Source organism: Pseudomonas sp. S2_H01, from assembly GCF_054668305.1.
Window position 1 is genome coordinate 3232128 of sequence record NZ_CP162756.1, and the last position, 21066, is coordinate 3253193.

General features: G+C 57.0%; 13 protein-coding genes, 2 tRNA genes and 3 rRNA genes. 14 read left to right on the top strand and 4 right to left on the bottom strand.

The genetic code is table 11. The features are described from left to right. Position 1 precedes the first annotated feature (1 nt). From mrcB to AB4N84_RS14405, 3 genes are read left to right on the top strand one after another with little or no spacing between them, the layout of a single operon-like run. Positions 2-2323, top strand: coding sequence for a penicillin-binding protein 1B (gene mrcB, locus AB4N84_RS14395; RefSeq protein ID WP_074759247.1), 2322 nt, complete (start codon positions 2-4; stop codon positions 2321-2323). A gap of 16 nt (positions 2324-2339) precedes the next feature. After that, positions 2340-3098, top strand: coding sequence for a tetratricopeptide repeat protein (locus AB4N84_RS14400; RefSeq protein WP_460046813.1), 759 nt, complete (start codon positions 2340-2342; stop codon positions 3096-3098). Next, entirely contained in the window at positions 3091-3420 is a 330-nt protein-coding gene (locus AB4N84_RS14405) for a YqcC family protein (protein ID WP_074759251.1), read from the top strand. The genes AB4N84_RS14400 and AB4N84_RS14405 overlap by 8 nt, the downstream gene beginning before the upstream one ends. Positions 3421-3423: 3 nt before the next feature. Here AB4N84_RS14405 and AB4N84_RS14410 read toward each other — a convergent pair whose 3' ends face one another. Further along, complete coding sequence (locus AB4N84_RS14410) at positions 3424-3852, bottom strand: DUF4124 domain-containing protein (RefSeq protein WP_460046814.1); 429 nt, start codon at positions 3850-3852, stop codon at positions 3424-3426. Between the two features lie 410 nt (positions 3853-4262). On the opposite strand from AB4N84_RS14410, the gene AB4N84_RS14415 reads away from it, so the two are divergent. The 11 genes from AB4N84_RS14415 (at position 4263) to rrf (ending at position 15944) form a co-directional block, all read left to right on the top strand. Next, on the top strand, positions 4263-5987 hold the full coding sequence (locus AB4N84_RS14415; RefSeq protein WP_074759268.1) for an acetolactate synthase 3 large subunit: 1725 nt from the start codon (positions 4263-4265) through the stop codon (positions 5985-5987). Between the two features lies 1 nt (position 5988). Further along, on the top strand, positions 5989-6480 hold the full coding sequence (gene ilvN / locus AB4N84_RS14420; protein WP_062385123.1) for an acetolactate synthase small subunit: 492 nt from the start codon (positions 5989-5991) through the stop codon (positions 6478-6480). Between the two features lie 47 nt (positions 6481-6527). Continuing rightward, complete coding sequence (gene ilvC, locus AB4N84_RS14425) at positions 6528-7544, top strand: ketol-acid reductoisomerase (RefSeq protein WP_074759255.1); 1017 nt, start codon at positions 6528-6530, stop codon at positions 7542-7544. A gap of 153 nt (positions 7545-7697) precedes the next feature. Then, positions 7698-8546 (top strand): CDP-diacylglycerol--serine O-phosphatidyltransferase, encoded by an 849-nt coding sequence (pssA, locus tag AB4N84_RS14430; RefSeq protein WP_074759257.1) that lies wholly within the window; start codon positions 7698-7700, stop codon positions 8544-8546. 70 nt (positions 8547-8616) lie between these two features. Then, entirely contained in the window at positions 8617-9630 is a 1014-nt protein-coding gene (msrP, locus tag AB4N84_RS14435; RefSeq protein ID WP_460046816.1) for a protein-methionine-sulfoxide reductase catalytic subunit MsrP, read from the top strand. Next, positions 9630-10250, top strand: coding sequence for a protein-methionine-sulfoxide reductase heme-binding subunit MsrQ (gene msrQ / locus AB4N84_RS14440; RefSeq protein WP_460046817.1), 621 nt, complete (start codon positions 9630-9632; stop codon positions 10248-10250). The genes msrP and msrQ overlap by 1 nt, the downstream gene beginning before the upstream one ends. Before the next feature lie 502 nt (positions 10251-10752). Next, a 16S ribosomal RNA gene (locus AB4N84_RS14445) occupies positions 10753-12289 on the top strand. Between the two features lie 64 nt (positions 12290-12353). Beyond that, a tRNA-Ile gene (locus AB4N84_RS14450) sits at positions 12354-12430 on the top strand. A gap of 26 nt (positions 12431-12456) precedes the next feature. After that, positions 12457-12532: transfer RNA gene (locus tag AB4N84_RS14455), tRNA-Ala, on the top strand. A gap of 248 nt (positions 12533-12780) precedes the next feature. Beyond that, positions 12781-15673, top strand: a 23S ribosomal RNA gene (locus AB4N84_RS14460). A 155-nt stretch (positions 15674-15828) separates the two neighbouring features. After that, positions 15829-15944: ribosomal RNA gene (gene rrf, locus AB4N84_RS14465) — 5S ribosomal RNA — on the top strand. Together the 16S, 23S and 5S rRNA genes with 2 tRNA genes alongside form the textbook arrangement of a ribosomal RNA operon. 270 nt (positions 15945-16214) lie before the next feature. On the opposite strand, the gene mksF is transcribed toward rrf, so the two are convergent. Genes mksF through mksB form a run of 3 tightly spaced genes read right to left on the bottom strand, consistent with a single transcriptional unit; the run spans position 16215 to position 21020 of the window. Further along, positions 16215-19049 (bottom strand): Mks condensin complex protein MksF, encoded by a 2835-nt coding sequence (gene mksF, locus AB4N84_RS14470; RefSeq protein ID WP_074759270.1) that lies wholly within the window; start codon positions 19047-19049, stop codon positions 16215-16217. Continuing rightward, positions 19046-19753 (bottom strand): Mks condensin complex protein MksE, encoded by a 708-nt coding sequence (mksE, locus tag AB4N84_RS14475; RefSeq protein WP_460046818.1) that lies wholly within the window; start codon positions 19751-19753, stop codon positions 19046-19048. Before mksE ends, mksF begins: the two co-directional genes overlap by 4 nt. After that, positions 19743-21020, bottom strand: coding sequence for an Mks condensin complex protein MksB (gene mksB / locus AB4N84_RS14480; protein ID WP_074759314.1), 1278 nt, complete (start codon positions 21018-21020; stop codon positions 19743-19745). Before mksB ends, mksE begins: the two co-directional genes overlap by 11 nt. Positions 21021-21066 lie beyond the last annotated feature (46 nt).

Genomic DNA, 21066 nt, shown 5'->3' on the forward strand with positions numbered 1-21066 from the left:
CATGACTCGATCCCGCACTTCGAAAAAATCCCCCAAACCCGCCAACAGCCGCCTTCGCAGCCTGTTGGGCTGGGCCCTCAAACTCAGCCTCGTGGGCATGGTGATTCTTGCCTGCTTCGCGGTGTATCTGGACTCCATCGTCCAGGAGAAATTCTCCGGCAAGCGCTGGACCATCCCCGCCAAGGTCTATGCGCGGCCTCTGGAGCTGTTCGTCGGACAGAAACTGTCCCGTGACGACTTCCTCATCGAGCTCGATGCCTTGGGTTACCGGCGTGAAAGCGTTGCCAATGGCCCAGGCGCTGCGGCGGTGAACGGCAACAACGTTGACCTGAATACGCGCGGCTTTCAGTTCTATGAAGGCGCGGACCCCGCTCAGCAGATCCACGTGCGTTTCTCGGGCGACTATGTCGCAGACCTGACGGCCGCCAATGGTTCGAAGCTCGCCGTTGCGCGGCTTGAGCCGCTGATGATCGGCGGTCTTTACCCGAAAAACCTTGAAGACCGCATCCTGATCAAGCTCGATCAGGCGCCTCCTTATTTGCTCGACACGCTGGTAACCGTCGAAGACCGCGACTTTTACCATCATTTCGGCGTGTCGCCGAAGTCGATTGCCCGGGCTTTCTGGGTCAACGCCTCGGCCGGACAGATGCGTCAAGGGGGATCAACCCTGACTCAACAGTTGGTCAAGAACTTCTACCTGACCAACGAGCGCAGTATCACGCGCAAGCTGACCGAAGCCATGATGGCGATCCTGTTGGAGATCCATTACAGCAAGCAGGAAATCCTCGAGGCGTACCTCAACGAAGTCTTCGTCGGTCAGGACGGTCAGCGCGCCGTTCACGGTTTTGGCCTGGCGAGCCAGTATTTCTTCAGCCAGCCGTTGTCGGAGCTCAAGCTCCATCAGGTGGCGCTGTTGGTCGGTCTCGTGAAGGGGCCGTCCTACTACAACCCGCGTCGCAATCCTGAACGGGCGCTTGAGCGCCGTAACCTGGTGCTCGATCTGCTTGAACAGCAAGGCGTTGCCTCACCGGAGGCCGTGGCGGCGGCGAAGAAAATGCCGTTGGGCGTGACCAAGACCGGCTCGCTGGCTGACAGCTCGTTCCCGGACTTCCTGGACCTGGTCAAGCGTCAGCTGCGTCAGGACTATCGCGACGAAGACTTGACCGAAGAAGGCCTGCGGATCTTCACCAGCTTTGACCCGATCCTGCAAATGAAGTCGGAAGCCGCTGTTCGTGAGAGTTTCGCGAAGATGGCGGGGCGCAAGGGCTCCGATGATATGGAAACGGCCATGGTCGTGACCAACCCGGAAACGGGCGAAGTGCAGGCCTTGATCGGCAGCCGTCAGGCCGGATTTGCCGGATTCAACCGCGCGCTGGATGCCGTGCGTCCGATCGGCTCGCTGGTCAAACCGGCGATTTACCTCACCGCGCTGGAGCGTCCTCAGCAGTACACGCTGACCAGTTGGGTGCCGGACGAACCGTTTCAGGTAAAGGGCGCGGATGGCCAGATCTGGAAGCCCCAGAACTTCGATCACAAGGCCCACGGCAACATCTTCCTTTATCAGGGGCTGGCGCATTCCTACAACTTGTCCAGCGCCAAGCTGGGACTTGATCTGGGTGTGCCGAATGTCTTCAAAACCCTCACCAAGCTGGGCGTAACCCGCGACTGGCCGACGTTTCCGTCGATGTTGCTGGGGGCTGGCGCCCTGAGCCCGATTGAAGTGGCGACCATGTACCAGACCATTGCCAGCGGCGGGTTCAACACGCCACTGCGCGGTATCCGGAGTGTGCTGACTGCCGAAGGCGAGCCGCTGAAGCGTTATCCGTTTCAGATTCAGCAGCGCTTCGACCCGGGTTCCATCTATCTGCTGCAGAACGCCATGCAGCGCGTGATGCGCGAAGGCACCGGCAAGTCTGTGTACAACGTATTGCCAGGCACGCTGAACCTGGCGGGTAAATCGGGGACGACCAACGATTCTCGTGACAGCTGGTTCGCAGGCTTCAGTCAGGATTTGCTGGCAGTGGTCTGGATGGGTCGAGACGACAACGGCAAGACACCGTTTACCGGCGCCACGGGCGCGTTGCAAATCTGGACCAGCTTCATGAAGAAGGCCGACCCGCTTCCGCTGGACATGGCCATGCCGGATAACGTGGTTCAGGCCTGGGTCAATGCTTCAACCGGGCAAGGTACCGATGCCAGCTGCCCAGGCGCCGTCCAGATGCCGTATATTCGCGGCAGTGAGCCTCAACCTGGGCCAGCGTGTGGCGGGCCATCAGCGCCTGCCGAGTCGGTGATGGACTGGGTCAAAGGCTGGTTGAACTAAGCGAAGAGGATGTGAAGTGAACAAGTGGTGGATTCCGGCTTTAACGGCTCTGGCTTTGCTCAATGGTTGCGCCAGTCAGACGCGCAGCAACATTCCGGTGGTGGACGCGGGCTCGCGCGTCTCCAACAGCGAGCGTGTCTCGACAAACCGTAACACCGCCTATCGTGCGCCGGTCCAGAGCCCGGCGCAGGCGCAATCGATTCAAGAAGACTCGGGCGTCACCGTGATGGTCCCGGGCGGCGCCAATGCCAGCGCTGCGCCGATCTCGACTTTCGTCCCGCCGACCTCGGCGCCGGTCAGTACGGCCCCGATCAACACTGCTCCGGCCAATCAGGCACCGATTAACAGCACCTACACACCGCCTGCCGCGACCGGCAATACCTACAATATGCCTGCGTCCGCGCCGACCGGTATTCCGTCGGCGTCGAGCAGCGGCGGTCTCTCGGCTGACGAGCAACTGGACGGTCCTGTGCTGGCGTTGCTGACCACCGCACAGCAACAGCAGAGCAGCGGCGACCTCAACGGTGCGTCGTCCAGCCTCGAGCGCGCTCAACGTGTCGCGCCGCGCGAACCGCAGGTGCTCTACAAACTGGCGCAAGTGCGTCTGGCTCAAGGTGACGCACCTCAGGCGGAGCAACTGGCGCGTCGTGGTCTGACCTACGCCAACGGCCGGGCCAGCTTGCAGGCGAGCCTGTGGGGACTGATTGCACAAGCGCGTGAGAAACAGGGTGACGCGGCGGGTGCCGCGCTGGCGCGGCAGAAGGCCAATGGATAATCGGTTTCCAAAGATCGCCGATCAGTTGCTGTTGATCGAGCGTGAACTTCGTGTGCTGGGCTTGTGGAAAGAGGTGCCGCCCAGCGATGAGGACCTGTCGAGCCGCGAGCCGTTTTGTGTCGACACGCTGGATTTCGATCAGTGGTTGCAATGGATTTTCCTGCCCCGGATGAAAATCATCCTTGAGCAGGATCTGCCACTGCCGAATGCATCGGGCATTCTGGAAATGGCGCAAATGGTCTACGCCAGTCGCGTCCAGGAAACCCGCAATCTGCAGGCACTGCTGGCTCAGTTTGACCGGCTGATCACAGAGTCAGTCTGACGCTCAGTTGCACGTATCGTCGATGGACCTCTTGACCTCGGCGATACGTGCCTGACGCTCCTCCTCGGTAAAGCGTCTGTATTCTCCGTTCACTTCTTCACGCACCCGCGGATTGTTTTGCAACTGCGCAAGGTTGGTGCGTTGGCGGTCGCAGTACGCTTTGCGCTTGGCGGCGTCGGCCGCGACCTGTTTCTTCACCTTGGTGTCGATGGCCTGCTGTTCCTGGTCGACATCGGGCCGCGCTGCTGGTGCAGTGGAGGGCGGCGTGATCGGTTTCTGTATGTCGATTTCCTGAACCGACTGGCCGGCAGGCGGCTGGGCGTCGAAGTGCGTCACCCCCTGTGCATCGACCCATTTATAGATCTGGGCCGCCTGACCGGTAGCAGTCCCAACTGCCAGCGTCAACGCGGTGGCGAGAATTATCCAGCGCATACTGCTTCCTTAACGTCGTTTGCGGTGCTGACGAAACCTATCACAAGCACGCCGAGACGACCTCATTCGGTGCTTTTTCGCACAGTGTGGGTGAAGAAAGCGCATCGATGACTTGACTTGAGCGGGGCGAATCAGAACAATCCAAAGTTCGCTGTAGAGGGACTGCCAGAAGCAGACCGTCTCGGTAGATCATGAGGCGCACACCCGCGCCGACCTGTAACACCCGCAACGCGTTACCTCGCGCTGGGTGGGAAGACCCCGAAACACTTAGGGGCGCTCCCAATACTTGCTCAGTCAGTGCTGACGTAGTCGGCGACCACCGTCGCTCATGCTCTGCTTTGCAGTAAACCTATTAAGACCCGTCTCCTCGTTTGTGTGGACGGTATTCTGGCGTTTTAGAGGTGAACAACGTGGAGCTTTTATCTGGCGCTGAAATGGTCGTCCGCTTTTTGCGTGACGAAGGCGTTGAGCATATCTATGGGTACCCGGGCGGTGCCCTCCTGCATATTTACGACGCGCTGTTCAAAGAACCGGCCGTGAGCCACATCCTCGTTCGTCACGAACAGGCTGCGACCCACATGGCTGACGGTTATGCGCGCGCTACCGGCAAGGCTGGCGTCGTACTGGTGACTTCAGGTCCCGGTGCAACCAACGCCATCACCGGCATCGCGACCGCCTATATGGACTCGATTCCGATGGTTGTCCTGTCGGGTCAGGTGCCAAGCAACATGGTAGGGACCGACGCCTTCCAGGAAACCGACATGATCGGTATCTCCCGTCCGATCGTGAAGCACAGCTTCATGATCAAGCATCCGTCGGAAATCCCGGAAGTCCTGAAGAAGGCGTTCTACCTGGCGCAGTCCGGCCGTCCTGGTCCTGTCGTGGTCGACATTCCAAAAGACATGACCAACCCGGCCGAGAAGTTCGAATACGTCTTCCCGAAAAAAGCCAAGTTGCGCTCCTACAGCCCGGCAGTTCGTGGCCACTCTGGTCAGATCCGCAAGGCGGTGGAGATGCTCCTGGCTGCCAAGCGCCCGATCATCTACGCCGGTGGCGGCGTGGTGATGGGCAACGGTTCGGCACCACTGACCGAACTGTCGCAAATGCTGAACGCGCCGGTGACCAACACCTTGATGGGCCTGGGCGCTTATCCAGGGACCGATCGCCAGTTCGTCGGCATGCTGGGCATGCATGGCAGCTACACCGCCAACCTGGCGATGCACCATTCGGACGTTATCCTGGCGGTCGGCGCGCGTTTCGACGATCGCGTGATCAATGGCGCCTCGCGCTTCTGCCCGGGCGCCAAGATCATCCACATCGATATCGACCCGGCTTCGATCTCCAAGACCATCAAGGCTGACGTGCCTATCGTAGGTCCTGTGGAAAGCGTCCTGACCGAAATGGTTGCGACACTCAAGGAAATCGGCGAGACCCCTAGCAAGGAATCGGTGGCGACCTGGTGGAAGCAGATCGACGAGTGGCGTGCGGGCGGCGACCTGTTTCCGTACAACCGTGGTGACGGCAGCGTCATCAAGCCTCAGGCCGTGATCGAAACGCTGTGCGAAGTGACCAAGGGCGATGCCTACGTCACCTCCGACGTGGGTCAGCATCAGATGTTTGCCGCGCAGTACTACCGTTTCAACAAGCCTAATCGCTGGATCAACTCCGGTGGTCTGGGCACCATGGGCTTTGGTCTGCCAGCGGCCATGGGCGTTGCGCTGAGCTTTCCTGACGCACACGTTGCCTGTGTGACGGGCGAAGGCAGTATCCAGATGAACATCCAGGAGCTGTCGACGTGCCTGCAGTACAACCTGCCGGTGAAGATCATTCTGCTCAACAACGGCGTGCTCGGCATGGTTCGTCAATGGCAGGACATGAGCTACAGCGGTCGTCACTCGCACTCCTATATGGAGTCGCTGCCTGATTTCGTGAAGCTGGTCGAAGCCTACGGTCACGTCGGCATGAAGATCACCGATCTGAAAGACTTGAAGCCGAAGATGGAAGAAGCGTTCGCCATGAAGGATCGCCTGGTGTTCCTCGACATCCAGGTCGACGTCGCCGAACACGTCTACCCGATGCAGATCAGAGACGGGTCGATGCGCGACATGTGGCTGAGCAAGACGGAGCGTACCTAATATGCGGCACATCATTTCGCTATTGCTGGAAAACGAACCGGGTGCCTTGTCTCGTGTCGTCGGTCTGTTTTCTCAGCGTAACTACAACATCGAAAGCCTGACTGTGGCGCCGACCGAGGACCCGACCCTGTCGCGTCTGACGCTGACCACCGTCGGTCACGATGAGGTGATCGAGCAGATCACCAAGAACCTCAACAAGCTGGTTGAAGTGGTCAAGCTGGTCGATCTGTCGGAAAGTGCCCATATCGAGCGCGAGCTGATGCTGATCAAGGTCAAGGCTACCGGTGCACAACGTGCGGAAATCAAACGCACCACGGACATCTTCCGAGGCCAGATCGTTGATGTTTCCAGCAGTGTCTACACGGTGCAACTGGCAGGGACGAGCGACAAACTGGACAGCTTCATCCAGGCGATCGGCACCAGTGCCATCCTGGAAACAGTACGCAGCGGCGTCACGGGCATTGCCCGCGGCGACAAAGTACTGAGCATCTAACCTAATTTTGCGAATGGCCTGAACGGCCGAGATAACAGGGGAATTTCATGAAAGTTTATTACGACAAAGACTGCGACCTTTCGATCATCCAGGGCAAGAAAGTGGCCATCATCGGTTACGGTTCTCAAGGCCACGCTCAGGCGTGCAACCTGAAAGACTCCGGCGTTGATGTCACTGTTGGTCTGCGTAAAGGTTCGGCTACTGTCGCCAAGGCTGAAGCCCACGGCCTGAAAGTGACTGACGTTGCTTCCGCCGTTGCCGCTGCTGACCTGGTCATGATCCTGACCCCGGACGAATTCCAGTCCCAGCTGTACAAGAACGAAATCGAGCCGAACATCAAGAAAGGCGCCACCCTGGCTTTCTCCCACGGTTTCGCTATCCACTACAACCAGGTTGTGCCACGTGCTGACCTGGACGTGATCATGATCGCGCCAAAAGCGCCAGGTCACACCGTCCGTACCGAATTCGTCAAAGGCGGCGGCATCCCTGACCTGATCGCTGTTTACCAGGACGCTTCCGGCAATGCCAAAAACGTTGCGCTGTCCTACGCTTCGGGCGTTGGCGGCGGCCGTACCGGCATCATCGAAACCACGTTCAAAGACGAAACCGAAACTGACCTGTTCGGCGAACAAGCCGTACTGTGTGGCGGTACCGTCGAGCTGGTCAAAGCCGGTTTCGAAACCCTGGTCGAAGCGGGCTACGCGCCAGAAATGGCTTACTTCGAGTGCCTGCACGAACTGAAGCTGATCGTCGACCTCATGTACGAGGGCGGTATCGCCAACATGAACTACTCGATCTCCAACAACGCCGAATACGGCGAGTACGTGACCGGTCCTGAAGTCATCAACGCTGAATCCCGTCAGGCCATGCGCAATGCTCTGAAGCGCATCCAGGACGGCGAATACGCGAAGATGTTCATCGCCGAAGGCGCAAGCAACTACGCATCGATGACCGCCAAGCGCCGCAACAACAAGGCTCACGGCATCGAAGTCATCGGCGAGCAACTGCGCTCGATGATGCCTTGGATCGCGAAGAACAAAATCGTGGACCAGACCAAGAACTAAGATTGTAGAAATCGGGTTCCGGTTAACGAAGAACGCGACCTCAGGGTCGCGTTTTTTCGTTCTGGGGGCTCATCTGGTATAAAGCTGCATCGTTTGTCGGCGCGACGTCGCCGCAAGCATCTGTCGAAATCTCATAGCTGCAAGGTATTGTCCATGAGCGAACGTCCCGAAGAGCCGAACAAGGCCTCTGACGCCGAAAGCCTGCTACCGATCGATGAACATATAGAAGAGGGCCACGACGCCGAGGGCCGCAAGGTCAGGCATCGCGGCATTTATCTGCTGCCGAACCTCTTCACCACGGCAAACCTGTTTGCCGGTTTCTACGCCATCATCAGCGCGATGAGTGCTCAAAGTGCGATGAGTGCGGGTGATCAGGTAGGGGCGAGCAAGTATTTCGCCTTTGCGGCCATCGCCATCTTCGTGGCCATGGTGCTCGACGGGCTTGATGGTCGTGTCGCCCGCATGACCAATACCCAAAGCGCGTTCGGTGCCGAGTACGACTCGCTGTCCGACATGGTTGCCTTCGGTGTGGCGCCGGCGCTGTTGGCGTTCGGTTGGGCGTTGGGTGACATGGGCAAAGTCGGCTGGATGGTCGCCTTCATCTATGTGGCGGGCGCTGCGCTCCGCTTGGCGCGATTCAATACGCAAGTGGGCAAAGCCGACAAGCGCTATTTCATTGGTCTGGCCAGTCCCGCTGCAGCTGGCGTGGTAGCCGGAACCGTGTGGGCATTTAGCGACTACGGCATCCAGGGCTCCAAGCTGTCTTTCCTGGTCGCTCTGCTGGTCGCTGCGGCGGGCATGCTGATGGTCAGTAACATCAAGTACAACAGCTTCAAGGAGCTGGACTTGAAAGGGCGTGTGCCTTTTGTTGCGATTCTGGCGGTGGTGTTGGTCTTTGCCGTCGTATTCAGCGATCCACCGCGCATTCTGCTGCTGATATTCCTCGGCTACGCAGCATCAGGTCCGATTCAATATCTGTTGCGCCTGCGTCGGCACAAGTAGTCCGAACGGCGTCATTTCCCGCATACTCCGCAGCATAGGTGCTTCAGTTCTCCATCGCTGCGGAGTCAACATGCTGATCAAATCCCCTTCCGCGTCTGACTGCAAAGAGTCGGATGTCACACCAGAATCCTTCTATCTCTCTCGTCGCTCTCTGCTGGGAGGCTCGCTTGCCGGGCTGGCTGTCGGCGCGTTGCCGCGTTGGTCCGAGGCCAGTGATGCATCGCAGTATGCCGATGTTGAACCGGGTGCGGCCCCTGGCTGGTTCAAAGACAAGCTCCCCACCACGCAATGGCAGGCCATGACGGTCAAGGGCGAAGCGATCACCCCGTTCAAGGATGCGACCCATTACAACAACTTCTATGAGTTCGGCACCGATAAGGGCGACCCGGCGCAAAATGCCGGTTCACTCAAGACCGAGCCTTGGAGTGTGGTGATCGACGGGGAGGTTGGCAAACCCGGGCGCTATGCGCTTGAGGACTTCATGAAGCCTTATCAGTTGGAAGAGCGTCTTTACCGATTGCGTTGTGTCGAGGCCTGGTCGATGGTTATCCCGTGGATGGGCTTTCCGATTTCCGCGCTGCTCAAACAGGTAGAGCCGACTGCCAATGCAAAATACATTCGCTTCGAAACGCTGCAAGACCCGAAGACGATGCCGGGGCAGCGATCCGGTTTTGCATTGATCGATTGGCCTTACGTGGAAGGCCTGCGACTGGACGAAGCGATGAATCCACTGGCCATTCTGGCGGTGGGCATGTATGGACGTGAACTGCCAAACCAGAACGGCGCGCCGTTGCGCCTGGTCGTGCCATGGAAATACGGCTTCAAGAGTGTGAAATCGATTGTGCGCATCAGCCTGGTGAGCCAGCAGCCGAAAACCACGTGGCAAAGCATCGCGGCAAATGAATACGGCTTCTATGCCAATGTGAACCCGACTGTCGATCACCCGCGCTGGACTCAAGCCCATGAGCGGCGTTTGCCGAGCGGGCTGTTCAGTCCCAACATTCGGCAGACAGAGATGTTCAACGGGTATGGAGAGCAGGTGGCCTCTCTCTATACGGGTATGGATCTTCGGAAAAACTATTGATGCGTTATCCGTTCTGGCGTCTGTCTGTCTTCATTGCGATTTGTATTCCGCCTATCGTGTGGCTGCGCCAGGCGTGGTTGCTCGACCTTGGACCCGATCCCGGTAAGGTGCTGGTGGATCGTTTTGGCCTGGGCACGCTCGTGTTGCTCTTGATCACGTTGGCCATGACACCTCTGCAGCGTGTGAGCGGGTGGCCGGGCTGGGTAGCTGTTCGCCGTCAGCTGGGTTTGTGGTGTTTTGCCTGCGTGGTGGTGCACATGCTGGCGTACGGGTTCTTTATCCTGGGATTCGACTGGGCTCAGCTCGGCGTTGAGTTGGTCAAACGCCCATACATTATTGTGGGGAGTTTGGGTTTCCTTTGTTTGCTGGCATTGGCAGTGACCTCCAATCGCTACAGCCAACGCCGATTGGGCGCGCGATGGAAGAAGCTTCATCGGCTTAGCTATGCCGTCCTTGGGCTGGGATTGCTGCATATGTTGTGGATTGTCAGGGCTGATCTAAAGGAGTGGGCGCTATATGCCGGCATTGGCGCTTTCCTGTTGATGCTTAGAATCCCCGCAATTGCTCGGCGAATCCCACGTCGGACGGGGAGAAAAGCAGGCGCGGTAACGAAAGTTTAAATAAGTGCTTGACGCTCCTCTGAATGTCTCTATAATTCGCCCCACTTCCGGCGCAGACGAAACGGAAAACTTCTTGAGAATCAATGAGTTGGACGAAGTAAGCAGCGAGGAAGCGCTTCGGTTCAGATGCTTGAATCGACAGCGGTGAGAAAGGAGTTGACAGCAGGTTGTAACGCTGTAGAATTCGCCTCCCGCTGACGTGAGACGGTAAGTCGAACGAAGCGCAAGTGGTTGAAGTTGCAAAGGAAACTTTGAAAACTTCTTAAAATAACCGCTTGACAGATACAGAGGACGCTGTAGAATGCGCGCCTCGGTTGAGACGAAAAGCTCTTAACCAACCGCTCTTTAACAACTGAATCAAGCAATTCGTGTGGGTGCTTGCGCTGTAAGACTGAAGTCAACTGATTATCAGCATCGCATGTTGCTCCACGAGAAATCATGGTTTAACCAACGATTGCTGAGCCAAGTTTATAAGGTTTTCTCAAAACCTAATTGCAGTATTGAACTGAAGAGTTTGATCATGGCTCAGATTGAACGCTGGCGGCAGGCCTAACACATGCAAGTCGAGCGGATGAAGGGAGCTTGCTCCCTGATTCAGCGGCGGACGGGTGAGTAATGCCTAGGAATCTGCCTGGTAGTGGGGGACAACGTCTCGAAAGGGACGCTAATACCGCATACGTCCTACGGGAGAAAGTGGGGGATCTTCGGACCTCACGCTATCAGATGAGCCTAGGTCGGATTAGCTAGTTGGTGAGGTAATGGCTCACCAAGGCGACGATCCGTAACTGGTCTGAGAGGATGATCAGTCACACTGGAACTGAGACACGGTCCAGACTCCTACGGGAGGCAGCAGTGGGGAATATTGGACAATGGGCGAAAGCCTGATCCAGCCATGCCGCGTGTGTGAAGAAGGTCTTCGGATTGTAAAGCACTTTAAGTTGGGAGGAAGGGCATTAACCTAATACGTTAGTGTTTTGACGTTACCGACAGAATAAGCACCGGCTAACTCTGTGCCAGCAGCCGCGGTAATACAGAGGGTGCAAGCGTTAATCGGAATTACTGGGCGTAAAGCGCGCGTAGGTGGTTTGTTAAGTTGAATGTGAAATCCCCGGGCTCAACCTGGGAACTGCATCCAAAACTGGCAAGCTAGAGTAGGGCAGAGGGTGGTGGAATTTCCTGTGTAGCGGTGAAATGCGTAGATATAGGAAGGAACACCAGTGGCGAAGGCGACCACCTGGGCTCATACTGACACTGAGGTGCGAAAGCGTGGGGAGCAAACAGGATTAGATACCCTGGTAGTCCACGCCGTAAACGATGTCAACTAGCCGTTGGGAGTCTTGAACTCTTAGTGGCGCAGCTAACGCATTAAGTTGACCGCCTGGGGAGTACGGCCGCAAGGTTAAAACTCAAATGAATTGACGGGGGCCCGCACAAGCGGTGGAGCATGTGGTTTAATTCGAAGCAACGCGAAGAACCTTACCAGGCCTTGACATCCAATGAACTTTCCAGAGATGGATCGGTGCCTTCGGGAACATTGAGACAGGTGCTGCATGGCTGTCGTCAGCTCGTGTCGTGAGATGTTGGGTTAAGTCCCGTAACGAGCGCAACCCTTGTCCTTAGTTACCAGCACGTTATGGTGGGCACTCTAAGGAGACTGCCGGTGACAAACCGGAGGAAGGTGGGGATGACGTCAAGTCATCATGGCCCTTACGGCCTGGGCTACACACGTGCTACAATGGTCGGTACAGAGGGTTGCCAAGCCGCGAGGTGGAGCTAATCCCACAAAACCGATCGTAGTCCGGATCGCAGTCTGCAACTCGACTGCGTGAAGTCGGAATCGCTAGTAATCGCGAATCAGAATGTCGCGGTGAATACGTTCCCGGGCCTTGTACACACCGCCCGTCACACCATGGGAGTGGGTTGCACCAGAAGTAGCTAGTCTAACCTTCGGGGGGACGGTTACCACGGTGTGATTCATGACTGGGGTGAAGTCGTAACAAGGTAGCCGTAGGGGAACCTGCGGCTGGATCACCTCCTTAATCGAAGACTCAGCTTCTTCGCAAGTTCCCACACGAATTGCTTGATTCATTGAAGAAGACGATTGGGTCTGTAGCTCAGTTGGTTAGAGCGCACCCCTGATAAGGGTGAGGTCGGCAGTTCGAATCTGCCCAGACCCACCAATTACCGGTGCACCCTGTAGCGATACGGGGCCATAGCTCAGCTGGGAGAGCGCCTGCCTTGCACGCAGGAGGTCAGCGGTTCGATCCCGCTTGGCTCCACCATTACCGCAGTAGTTGGGTACAGGCAGTTGTCCGCGAAAGCTTAGAAATGAGCATTTCCTTCGGTTGAAGGCTAAATGTTGATTTCTGATCTTTGTCAGAATCGTTCTTTAAAAATTTGGGTATGTGATAGAAAGATAGACTGGATGGCACTTTCACTGGTGTTCATTCAGGCTAAGGTAAAGTTTGTGAAATGCAAACTTTCGGCGAATGTCGTCTTCACAGTATAACCAGATTGCTTGGGGTTATATGGTCAAGTGAAGAAGCGCATACGGTGGATGCCTTGGCAGTCAGAGGCGATGAAAGACGTGGTAGCCTGCGAAAAGCTTCGGGGAGTCGGCAAACAGACTGTGATCCGGAGATGTCTGAATGGGGGAACCCAGCTGTCATAAGACAGTTATCTTACGCTGAATACATAGGCGTAAGAGGCGAACCAGGGGAACTGAAACATCTAAGTACCCTGAGGAAAAGAAATCAACCGAGATTCCCTTAGTAGTGGCGAGCGAACGGGGACCAGCCCTTAAGTTGATTTGAGATTAGCGGAACGCTCTGGAAAGTGCGGCCATAGTGGGTGATAGCCCTGTACGCGAAAATCTCTTGTCAATGAAATCGAGTAGGACGGGGCACGAGAAACCTTGTCTGAACATGGGGGGACCATCCTCCAAGGCTAAATACTACTGACTGACCGATAGTGAACCAGTACCGTGAGGGAAAGGCGAAAAGAACCGCGGAGAGCGGAGTGAAATAGATCCTGAAACCGTATGCGTACAAGCAGTGGGAGCCCACTTTGTTGGGTGACTGCGTACCTTTTGTATAATGGGTCAGCGACTTATTTTCAGTGGCGAGCTTAACCGAATAGGGGAGGCGTAGCGAAAGCGAGTCTTAATAGGGCGTCTAGTCGCTGGGAATAGACCCGAAACCGGGCGATCTATCCATGGGCAGGTTGAAGGTTAGGTAACACTGACTGGAGGACCGAACCGACTACCGTTGAAAAGTTAGCGGATGACCTGTGGATCGGAGTGAAAGGCTAATCAAGCTCGGAGATAGCTGGTTCTCCTCGAAAGCTATTTAGGTAGCGCCTCATGTATCACTGTAGGGGGTAGAGCACTGTTTCGGCTAGGGGGTCATCCCGACTTACCAAACCGATGCAAACTCCGAATACCTACAAGTGCCGAGCATGGGAGACACACGGCGGGTGCTAACGTCCGTCGTGAAAAGGGAAACAACCCAGACCGTCAGCTAAGGTCCCAAAGTCATGGTTAAGTGGGAAACGATGTGGGAAGGCTTAGACAGCTAGGAGGTTGGCTTAGAAGCAGCCACCCTTTAAAGAAAGCGTAATAGCTCACTAGTCGAGTCGGCCTGCGCGGAAGATGTAACGGGGCTCAAACCATGCACCGAAGCTACGGGTATCATCTTTTGATGATGCGGTAGAGGAGCGTTCTGTAAGCCTGTGAAGGTGAGTTGAGAAGCTTGCTGGAGGTATCAGAAGTGCGAATGCTGACATGAGTAACGACAATGGGTGTGAAAAACACCCACGCCGAAAGACCAAGGTTTCCTGCGCAACGTTAATCGACGCAGGGTTAGTCGGTCCCTAAGGCGAGGCTGAAAAGCGTAGTCGATGGAAAACAGGTTAATATTCCTGTACTTCTGGTTATTGCGATGGAGGGACGGAGAAGGCTAGGCCAGCCTGGCGTTGGTTGTCCAGGTTTAAGGTGGTAGGCTGGAATCTTAGGTAAATCCGGGATTCTAAGGCCGAGAGCTGATGACGAGTGTTCTTTAGAACACGAAGTGGTTGATGCCATGCTTCCAAGAAAAGCTTCTAAGCTTCAGGTAACCAGGAACCGTACCCCAAACCGACACAGGTGGTTGGGTAGAGAATACCAAGGCGCTTGAGAGAACTCGGGTGAAGGAACTAGGCAAAATGGCACCGTAACTTCGGGAGAAGGTGCGCCGGTGAGGGTGAAGGACTTGCTCCGTAAGCTCATGCCGGTCGAAGATACCAGGCCGCTGCGACTGTTTATTAAAAACACAGCACTCTGCAAACACGAAAGTGGACGTATAGGGTGTGACGCCTGCCCGGTGCCGGAAGGTTAATTGATGGGGTTAGCTAACGCGAAGCTCTTGATCGAAGCCCCGGTAAACGGCGGCCGTAACTATAACGGTCCTAAGGTAGCGAAATTCCTTGTCGGGTAAGTTCCGACCTGCACGAATGGCGTAACGATGGCGGCGCTGTCTCCACCCGAGACTCAGTGAAATTGAAATCGCTGTGAAGATGCAGTGTATCCGCGGCTAGACGGAAAGACCCCGTGAACCTTTACTATAGCTTTGCACTGGACTTTGAATTTGCTTGTGTAGGATAGGTGGGAGGCTTTGAAGCGTGGACGCCAGTTCGCGTGGAGCCATCCTTGAAATACCACCCTGGCAACTTTGAGGTTCTAACTCAGGTCCGTTATCCGGATCGAGGACAGTGTATGGTGGGTAGTTTGACTGGGGCGGTCTCCTCCTAAAGAGTAACGGAGGAGTACGAAGGTGCGCTCAGACCGGTCGGAAATCGGTCGTAGAGTATAAAGGCAAAAGCGCGCTTGACTGCGAGACAGACACGTCGAGCAGGTACGAAAGTAGGTCTTAGTGATCCGGTGGTTCTGTATGGAAGGGCCATCGCTCAACGGATAAAAGGTACTCCGGGGATAACAGGCTGATACCGCCCAAGAGTTCATATCGACGGCGGTGTTTGGCACCTCGATGTCGGCTCATCACATCCTGGGGCTGAAGCCGGTCCCAAGGGTATGGCTGTTCGCCATTTAAAGTGGTACGCGAGCTGGGTTTAGAACGTCGTGAGACAGTTCGGTCCCTATCTGCCGTGGACGTTTGAGATTTGAGAGGGGCTGCTCCTAGTACGAGAGGACCGGAGTGGACGAACCTCTGGTGTTCCGGTTGTCACGCCAGTGGCATTGCCGGGTAGCTATGTTCGGAAAAGATAACCGCTGAAAGCATCTAAGCGGGAAACTTGCCTCAAGATGAGATCTCACTGGAACCTTGAGTTCCCTGAAGGGCCGTCGAAGACTACGACGTTGATAGGTTGGGTGTGTAAGCGCTGTGAGGCGTTGAGCTAACCAATACTAATTGCCCGTGAGGCTTGACCATATAACACCCAAGCAATCTGCGACTCGATGAGCACAGATTGCGGTGACTGTGAAGACGACACGCACCGAAAGTTTGCAGGACACAGGCAAGACACCTGATCACATACCCGATTTGCTGAAGCGAGGCCTTACGGTCACGAGTCAGTACCCGAATTTCTTGACGACCATAGAGCGTTGGAACCACCTGATCCCATCCCGAACTCAGCAGTGAAACGATGCATCGCCGATGGTAGTGTGGGGTTTCCCCATGTGAGAGTAGGTCATCGTCAAGATTAAATTCCAAAACCCCATTTGCGAAAGCAGATGGGGTTTTGTTTTTGCGCCCGGAAAAGCTTGAGAGCCCATAAGGATTGGTCGCCAGTGAGCTCCCTCCTAAAGGCCCCTGTATAGCGCTCTGGGTTTGGCGTCCTACCGTCGTGATGATCCCATTCGCTATGCCGGATGACAGGTGTTCAACTCTCCGTACGCCCAAGTTCGACTAAAAAGGCACGCACAAAAAAGCCCCGCATCTCTGCGGGGCTTTTTGTCCAACTCAGTTCAGCTTATTGCGCAGCCTCTACGGCCACTTCAACGGCTTTCACTGCTGTCACTTCGTCACGACGACGAATGTACTTCCAGTCCGCCTCGTCAATGTAGATACCCGCTGGGCCACTGCCGCCTTCAAGGTCGATCGCGACATGCGCCGACACTTGAGGCTTCACGCTCGCCAAGATGGGTACGAAGCCCAGCTGCAGGCTTGTCTCCAGCAACGCCGCCTGGTTTCTTTCGTCAATGTCAGCGGCTTCGTCCAGGTAGTAAGGCAGGCGAACGCGACCGGCCTGGTCACGGTCCATCAGGTGCAACAACAGGTACATGTTGGTCAGCGCCTTGATGGTCATGGTCGTCCCGTTGGACGCCGCACCGTCGATGTCGGTGTGGATAACCGGCTGGCTGTTCACCTTGGTGATTTCGAACGCCAACTCGAACAGGTCTTTCAGGCCCAACTGGTTATGATTCGCGGCCACGAGACGCGCCAGGTATTCCTTGGCCTCCTCGTTCTTGTTGTCTTGCTCTGCGCTCTGGCTCAGGTCGAACACTGACAGCGTTTCACCTTCTTCATACTGACCGGCGCTGTGAATGATCTGATCGATGTGCTTGAGCGCTTCTTTGTTCGGCGCGAGCACGATGCGGAAGCTTTCGAGGTTGGAAACCTGACGTCGGTTGATCTCGCGGTTAAACAATGCCAGTTGGTGTTCAAGACTGTCATAGTCGCTGCGAATGTTTCGCAGCGTACGCGCAATGTCGGTGACGGCAGCACGACGAGCCTTGCCCAGTGTCAGGGCTTCATCGGTGCGGTGCGCATACGCGTTGATCAACAGTTGCAGACGGCGCTCCATGTCGTCTTCGCTGTCGAACTTGGCCACACCTTTCAGACGAACCTGCGCGTACAGCGCTTCAATCTGACCGTCGCAGCGCAGCAGACCTTGCCAGCTGTCCTGGTAGTCATTGAGCAACGGCAGCAAGTTATCCAGCGAATCGTCCACGGGCTCCATGAACGGCGTGCCGAAAGGCAGATCCGTCGGCAGCAGCTGACGGCGCCGCAGGGCGTCGTCCAGCGTGCGTTGTTTGGATTCGAGATCACCAATCTGACGGCCGACCAATTGCAGCTTGGCCGACAGTTGTTGGACGCGCTCGGTGAAAGCATCGCTGGAACGCTTGAGTTCGTCTTGAGCGGCTTCCATCTGCGCCAGTTGCTCCAGCTTCTCGCCTTCCTCTGCCGTCAAGGTCTGGGTGCGGCGGAAGTCTTCAAGCGCCTTCTGGGCGTCCAGCACCTGTTGATACAGCGCTTCAGTCTGAGTCTTGCTCGCAGCACGGTCAGCCGCCACCGCTTGCTGGGTTTTCAGCTGCTTGAGTTCTTTCTCCAGACGTTCTTTCTGATCGCGCAATGCCGCGCGGTCAGCCAGTGCCTGCAAGGCGGGTGGTTCGATGTGGGACAGGTTGATCGACAGCCCCGGCACTTCGAAACGCTCGCCTTTGAAGCCGTCGAGAATCGCTTCCAGTGATTTGACCCACGCTTCGCCGTCGTCCAGTGCGATACCTTGTTCACCCAGCGGCAGGCTGAACAGTGCGCTGTTGAACAGGCGCATCAAACGTTCGACGTCGGGTTGCGAAAACTCTTCACGAAGACGGGCATAGCTGTTGTTGTCGGCGTGATCGAGTTGCTGCTTCACCGACTTCAGGCGCTTTTCCAGATCGCGCAGGCGCTCGTCCAGATCTTCCGCGCTGAACTGACGAGACTGAGCCAGTGCACCCGCCAGTTCATCGTGCGCATCTTTGGCAGCCAGCAGCTGTTGTTCAAGCGTTTTAACGTCGTCGACCAGCGCGAAACGATTCTTCAACACCGCCAGTTCGCCGATCCAGCGCTGGATGTTGCTGATCTCGCGCTCCAGGCGCATCAGTTCCTGAGTACCGCCACGCTGATCGTTTTGCAGCGCGTCTTGTTCGCCGCGGTAGTGCTCGGCCTGGATGACCAGCTCTTCCTTACGTGCGTTGGAGTAGTCCTGCCAAGTGCCGAGCAACGAATCGAGCAGCGGCGACAGACGATGCAGCTTGCCGCGCAAGATGTCGCGCTGTTTTACGCCGTTGGCCAGCGCTTCAACCAGGGGGCCTGCGAGCACCAGGGCGTTGTAGTCCTGTTCCATGCGACGGACATCGCGGAAGGCCTCTTCACACGCGGCAATGTAGTCGACGCTGCCGGAACGCAGGCTGTGTTCGAACGCATCGAGAAACAGCTGCTTGAGTTTGGCGGCAGTGATTTCGCGCATGTGCAGCAAGTTGATGAACAGCGCGCGGAATGTCTTCAGGCTCTGCTCACTGGTCGAGCGCAGCGGGATCAGGGTCAGGTCCAGAGGGATCGACGTGTGACCGCCAACCAGCAAGCGACGCAGTTCATCAGGTTTAAGCTCGTAGGCTTTCAGGCCCTGGCTTTCCAGATTGGCAAACAGTTCTTTCTGGCGCAGGCAGGTGTCGTTCTTCTGGTAATGGGCCAGATCCAGTTTGCCGGCATAGGCGAAGAACTGGTGACCGAAACCGCCACCCGGGCCGCGACCGACCACGCCGATCACGTGCGGGCCGTGAGGCAGCGCAACTTCCACCAAGATGTAGCTGGTGTCTGTCGCGAAGTAAAAGCGGCGCGACTGATCAAGGCTGTACTTGCCGAAGCTCATGTCCGACATGCGCGCCAGAATCGGGAATTGCAGCGCGTTGATCGAGGCACTCTTGCCAAGGTTGTTTGCGCCATAGACCGACAGCGGGTGTTCCAGCGGAAACAGCCCGAGGCTGTAACCGGCCGTGTTCAGCAGGGCGAATCGGCGGATGCCGTAGCGTTCCTGGCTCATGCATCAAGCTCCTGTTCTTCGGCGATCGCGCGGGCAAGGGCCTGCTCTTCGGATTCTTCTGTTTCCTCAAACTCGGCCAGATCCAGCGGGTCGTCGGTCTGCAGCAGTTTTTCGTCGCTGTCATCGTCGATCAACACCGGCGTCGGCAACGGCAGATCGCTGTGCAGACTGGCGGCCAGATCCCGGTCCTGCTGGACCGACAGGCAGACATCAAGGAAGCGGTGCATCGGCGGCAGGAAGCGGTAGATGCCCACTTCTTCGGAGGCGAAGCCGAGTTGAGTCATGCGGCGCATGATTTTCTCTTCCAGCTCTTCCTGGGTCTGCACCTCGGCCTGAAGAAACAGGTCGCGGTACTTTTCCAGCAGCGACGGGAGTTCATCACGGCCCAGGCTGCCACCGTCCAGAACGGCGACCGGGTCGCGACCCTGGTCAGCCAGGTGCTCGACAAGGATGAACGTGAAGAGCGCCAGGCGTTGCGCGGTCTTGTTGACTTGTGCGGCGGCCAGGTCGGGTACGAAGTAATAGAAGCCGCGGGTGTCGCAGACCAGCTCGAAACCGAGCGCCTTGAACAGCGTGCGGTATTGGTCCTGGGCGTTCGACAGTTGGGCGTACAGCTCCGGATCACGGCGGCTGATGTGATAACCCTTGAACAGCTCGCGAAAGATCGGCGCGAGCTGGGACATTTCGGATAGATCAAGATGCATGGGCGGTGCCCTCGGAATTCTCTGGGGTTGCGTCTTTGCTCGAGAGCAGGGCGAAGGAGCGCAGGCTGACGCGGTGCTCCTGGGTCAGGTATTCGCGGCGTTCGAGGCGCTCGCGTTTGAAGCGTTTTTCCCGCGACAGGCGCGAGAACCAGTACAGCAATTCGTCGGTTGCGCCGGTCGGCTCCTGCTCCAGCAGCCAGACCATCAGGTCCGGCATCGGCAGGGCTTCTTCGCACCGCTCGACCATCTCCTTGACCGTGCGTGGCGCTTGAGGACGCTCACCTTTACGGGTCACGCTGGCCTTGGGGAATCGCGCCGGTTTGGCTTCAAACCGCGCCAGGGCGTAGACGTAGGCTTCGACCTGGTTGGCGCTGCCGAGGAAGGTGCTCTGCGGACGCGTGAACATCGGCATGGCTGCCTGCGGCACGGCGTCGATGCCTTTGCGGCGAATGGCCGACAACGCGAGCGCTGCACCCCGAGTCACGGCATTGTGGCGACGGGCTTCCTCACGCAGCGGTAGCAACAGTTCACGCGCGTGACGCAACGTCAGTTGAGCGCTGGTCTGCATTTCAAGGATGCGCGCGTGGGTGCGCAGCAGCATGTCGTCGTCAACCAGATGGCCGAGGCGCTGCTGATCGGTGAGCATGCGCAGCAGCACGTTCTCTACCTTGCGTACGCCTTGTTCGAACGCGCCGTCAGCGTTTACCAGTTGAATCATCGGCTCGACGTATTCGTCCCACGTCGCGAGGACCTCTGCATAGCGCTGGCGCAGCGGGATTTGCCGGTCGCTGGTCTTGGCGCGTTCGGCCACAGCGACCAACGCCTGCTCGTCGTTCGCCAGCTTTTTCAGGACGTCGCGCACGCGCATGTCGAGCAGGCGCAGTTGCCGGGCGAGGTCGTTGGCATCGCGCGCTTCAAAGGCTTCCTGGATATAGCCGGCCAGGCGCTCCAGATGGCGCAAATAGGCTTCGATTTCCAGGCACAGGCCCAAGCGGTGTTCGCGTCGCAGGTATGACAGAAAGTCGTGGATCTGCGCGTTCAGCTCGAAACGGTTCGGGCTCTTGGCCACGGGAACCAGAATGTCGAGACGAATCCACACATCCAGCAGGTTGGTGATGTCCTGTGGCGTGCTTTCCAGTTGCTGGGCGGCCAGTTGCAGACGCAGTTCGCTCAGGCTCAAGGTGCCTTGGTCGAAATGCTCGCACAGTGGCTCAAGAAGCGCCCAGTGTTCGGCAAGGGCGCGCAGGACGCGCTTAGGTTCGATCATCGGATGGCCGCTGGTTGGCAAATAAAAGCGGCAATTGTACTGCATC